General features: G+C 78.3%; 1 pseudogene. It reads right to left on the reverse strand.

Going from position 1 to position 572, the window contains the following annotated elements:
* Positions 1-572 (reverse strand): annotated as a pseudogene (locus tag G3I65_RS09090) (hypothetical protein); the annotation flags it as partial.

The following is a 572-nucleotide window of genomic DNA, read 5'->3' on the forward strand; positions in this document are numbered from 1 at the left end:
GTGCGGCCGCGGGCTTCGGCCGGGACCGCAGCGCGAGGGCGGCCGCGCCGAGGACCGCCACGGCGGCGGTCAGCAGGCCCCACGACGGGGTGTCGAAGTCCGACCACAGCCCGGCGGCGACGTAGCCGGGCACGGTGAAGACGGGCAGCCCGAAGCCGGCGACGGCCAGCACGGCCCCGGCGACGACGGGCGTCAGCAAGTTCTTGTCCGGCCCGGCGGCGTTCCCGGCGTCTTCGCGTTCGACGACCCCGGTCCCGACGGCGGCGAGCGCGGTCAGCGCCGCGAGCACGAGCGCGGCGAACGTCCAGGCGGCGCCGGCCCCGAGGTCGTAGGTGAAGGCGGGGGCGGCGGTGCCCCCGAAGCCGCCGAGGTTGCCGGCCTGGGTGGCGGTCAGCGCGGTGTTGAGGACGGCCGTGCCGGCGAGGACGATGCCGGCCCAGAGGAGCCCGAGCAGCGGCCGCGCGCCCGGCGCGGTCTTGGGGACGAGGACGCCGAGGGCGGTCACGGCCAGCACGACGGCGGCGACGAGCAGGAACCAGCGAGCCGGGCTTTCGGCGGCGGCGCTGACCGGC

Origin of the sequence: Amycolatopsis sp. SID8362, from assembly GCF_010550475.1 — a bacterium.
GTDB classification, from domain to species: domain Bacteria; phylum Actinomycetota; class Actinomycetes; order Mycobacteriales; family Pseudonocardiaceae; genus Amycolatopsis; species Amycolatopsis eburnea.